The sequence below is a fragment of the Roseisolibacter sp. H3M3-2 genome (genome assembly GCF_029211165.1).
In the GTDB taxonomy this organism is placed as follows: domain Bacteria; phylum Gemmatimonadota; class Gemmatimonadetes; order Gemmatimonadales; family Gemmatimonadaceae; genus Roseisolibacter.
In genome coordinates, this window is sequence record NZ_JARGEK010000452.1 from 1 (window position 1) to 3,359 (window position 3,359).

The following is a 3,359-nucleotide window of genomic DNA, read 5'->3' on the forward strand; positions in this document are numbered from 1 at the left end:
CGACGCCGACGCCGCGGCCGACGCGTTCGACGCGACCCTCGTCGTCGCGCCCGACGGCGAGCGGTGGCGCGCCGCGCGCGGCGCCGCGCCCCCCGAGGCGCGCTTCCTCGTGCGCACCAGCGGCACCGCGGGCGCGCCGCGCTGGATCGCGCTGTCCGACGCCAACGTGCGCGCGGTGCTCGACTCGCACGTCCCGCTGCTCGCGCTCGACGGCGCGACGGTGCTGTCGGTGCTGCCGTGGCACCACGTGTTCGGCCTCGTGCTGCAGCTGCTCGCGGCGCTCGACCGCGGCGCGACGCTCGTGCGCGAGGCGTCGCATGGGCGCGACCCGGACGCGATGCTCGCCGCGGCCGCGGCGCACGGCGGCACGCACCTCGACGCGGTGCCGCACACGGTGCGGCGGCTGGCGGAGCGCGCCGACGACCGCGCGCTGCTGCGCGCGCTGCGCGGCGGGATCGTCGGCGGCGCGCTCGCGGACGCGGCGATCGCGCGCGCGCTGTCGGACACGCGGCTGCGCGTCGGCTACGGGCAGACGGAGGCGGCGCCCGGGATCTGCCTCGGCGAGCCCGCGGAGTGGCGCGCGGGGCACCTCGGCCGCCCGCTCGGCTGCGCGGTGCGCCGCGACGACGACGGCGTGCTCGCCTTCCGCGGCCCCAACGCCTGCGTGGGCGAGTGGGCCGACGGCGCGCTGCGCGTGCTCCCTCCCGACCGGTGGGTGCGCACGGGCGACCTGGCGGTTCTCGAGGCCGACGGGAGCTGGACGTACGAGGGACGGCTCGGCGACGCGTTCAAGCTGGCCAACGGACGCCACGTCGCCGCGGCGGCCGTCGAGGAGGCGGTGAAGGCGGCGTTCCCCGCGGTGCGCGAGGCGCTGCTGTCGTCCCCCGACGGCGTCGCGCTGCTGCTGGCCGTGACGGCCGAGGGCGCGCCGCCCGGCGCCGCCGACGTGGCGCCGCTGCTCGGCGGGCTGGCCGGTCGCCCGCTGCGCGTGGTCGCGGTGGCGGCGGACGCGTGGGTGCGCACGCCCAAGGGGGAGCTGGACCGGCGGCACCCCGCCGGCCGGCCGGGTTAGCTTTCCCCCATGCGCATCGAGATCCTGACGATCGGCGACGAGCTGCTGCTCGGCTTCACCATCGACACCAACGGCGCCCACCTCGCGCGCGAGCTGGCCGCGGTGGGCGTCGAGATCGTGCGGCGCACGTCGGTCGGCGACGGCGCGGAGGTGATCGCGGCCGCGGTGCGCGAGGCGCTCGACCGCACCGGCGCCGTGATCACGACGGGCGGGCTCGGGCCCACCGCCGACGACATGACCAAGCCCGCCATCGCCGCGCTGTTCGGGCGCGCGATGGTGATGGACGCCGAGCACCTCGCGTGGCTCGAGGAGCGGTGGCGCACGCGCTTCAACGGGCCGCTCCCCGTCTCGAATCGCCAGCAGGCGCTGATGCCGGAGGGCGCGCGCAAGCTCGTGAACCGCCACGGCTCCGCGCCCGGCGTGTGGCTGGAGGACGAGCGCGGGCGCTGGGTGGCGATGCTCCCCGGCGTGCCGCGCGAGATGCGCGGGATGCTCGCCGACACGCTGCTGCCGACGCTGCGCGAGCGCGCGGCGCGCGAGTCGGGCGCGGGGCGCGCGGAGCCGCCCGTGGTGCGCTCGCGCACGCTGCGCACGACGTCGATCGCCGAGAGCATGATCGCCGACCGCCTGGGCGCGCTGGCGCGCGGCGTCGACGGGCTGTCGCTCGCGTACCTGCCGGGGCAGGAGGGGGTCGACCTGCGCCTCACCGCGCGCGGGCTGCCGGCCGCCGACGCCGACGCCGCGCTCGCGGGCGCGGTCGCGCGGCTGCGCGAGCTGGTGGGCACCTGGGCGTACGGCGAGGACGCGGAGGAGCTGCCCGAGGTGATGCTCGGCCGGTGCCGCGCCGCCGGGCTCACGCTCTCGGTGGCCGAGAGCTGCACCGGCGGGCTGCTCGGCGCGCGGCTGACGGCCGTTCCCGGGTCGAGCGACGTGTTCCTCGGCGGGGTGATCGCGTACGCCAACGAGGTGAAGCGCGGGCTGCTCGACGTGCCGGTCGAGATGCTCGCGGAGCACGGGGCGGTGAGCGAGCCGGTGGCGCGCGCCATGGCGGCCGGCGCCCGCGCCCGCACCGGCGCCCGCGTCGGCATCGCCATCACCGGCGTCGCCGGCCCCGGCGGCGGGACCGAGGAGAAGCCGGTCGGCACCGTATGGATCGCGGTCGACGTCGACGGCGAGGTCCGCACGCACCGCAGCGTGTTCATCGGCGACCGGGGCGAGATCCGCTTCCGCGCCAGCCAGTTCGCCCTCGAATTGCTCCGGCGTACGCTGGCGCGCACCGCCGCCGTCTGACGTACGTTCCGGGCGCCGAATCCTGCCGGATCGGCAGCCGTAGGGGGCATGTCCGTTGCACCCCCTGCGGCGCGACGTCCGCTCCTCCGTTCTCGCCGCACTCCCGATCATGACCGCTCCCGACCAGCCGACGACCGACGACCTCACCGCGACGCCCCAGGACGGGGCGACGGCCGCCCCGACCGCCGGGGCCGAGGGGGGCGACGACCTCGCCCGCCAGCTCGAGGAGCAGCGAGACCGCTACCTCCGGCTGGCGGCCGAGTACGACAACCACCGCCGCCGGACGCAGAAGGAGCGCGCCGAGGCCGGGGGGCGCGCGCAGGCCGAGCTGGTGAAGCACCTCATCGACGCGCTCGACGACCTCGCGCGGTTCGCGCACGTCGACCCGGCGACCACCGACGCGACCACCGTGGTCGAGGGGGTGGCGATGGTCGAGAAGAAGCTGTTCAAGACGCTCGGCGGCGCGGGGCTCGAGGTCGTCGACCCGGTGGGGCAGCCGTTCGACCCGTCGCTGCACGAGGCGGTGTCGACCGAGCCCGCGGCGAGCCGCGACGACGACCACGTGGTCGCCCGCGTGTACCAGCGCGGCTACGTGTTCGCGGGCCAGCTGCTGCGCCCCGCGCGCGTGGTCGTGCGTCAGTACAACGGCTGACCGCCGCCGGCCGGCCGTCCCCCTCCGCACGCCCCCCTCCCGCCGCCCCCCGCATGGCGCAAGGCAAGGACTACTACGCCATCCTCGGCGTGACCCCCACGGCCACGCAGGACGAGATCAAGAAGCAGTACCGCCGGCTCGCGAAGCAGTACCACCCCGACGCGAACGCGAGCGACCCGAAGGCGGGGGAGCGCTTCAAGGAGATCTCCGAGGCGTACGGCGTGGTCGGCGACGCGGAGAAGCGGAAGCAGTACGACGACATGCGCCGGCTCGGCGCGCTCGGCGGCTTCGCCGGCGCGCGGCGCCCGGGCGCGCGCCCGTCGTCGGGCGGGGCGCCGGGCGCGA

Annotated in this window: 4 protein-coding genes; all 4 read left to right on the forward strand. The window is 77.3% G+C overall.

The annotated features are described in order from the left end of the window. The coding region (locus PYV61_RS22825) for a class I adenylate-forming enzyme family protein (protein ID WP_275836023.1) at positions 1 to 1,072 on the forward strand (1,072 nt) is incomplete at its 5' end. 9 nt (positions 1,073 to 1,081) lie between these two features. Continuing rightward, on the forward strand, positions 1,082 to 2,362 hold the full coding sequence (locus tag PYV61_RS22830; protein WP_275836024.1) for a competence/damage-inducible protein A: 1,281 nt from the start codon (positions 1,082 to 1,084) through the stop codon (positions 2,360 to 2,362). Between the two features lie 109 nt (positions 2,363 to 2,471). Continuing rightward, on the forward strand, positions 2,472 to 3,014 hold the full coding sequence (locus PYV61_RS22835; RefSeq protein ID WP_275836026.1) for a nucleotide exchange factor GrpE: 543 nt from the start codon (positions 2,472 to 2,474) through the stop codon (positions 3,012 to 3,014). Positions 3,015 to 3,067: 53 nt separating this feature from the next. Then, on the forward strand, positions 3,068 to 3,359 hold a 292-nt coding region (locus PYV61_RS22840; RefSeq protein ID WP_275836028.1), incomplete at its 3' end, for a J domain-containing protein.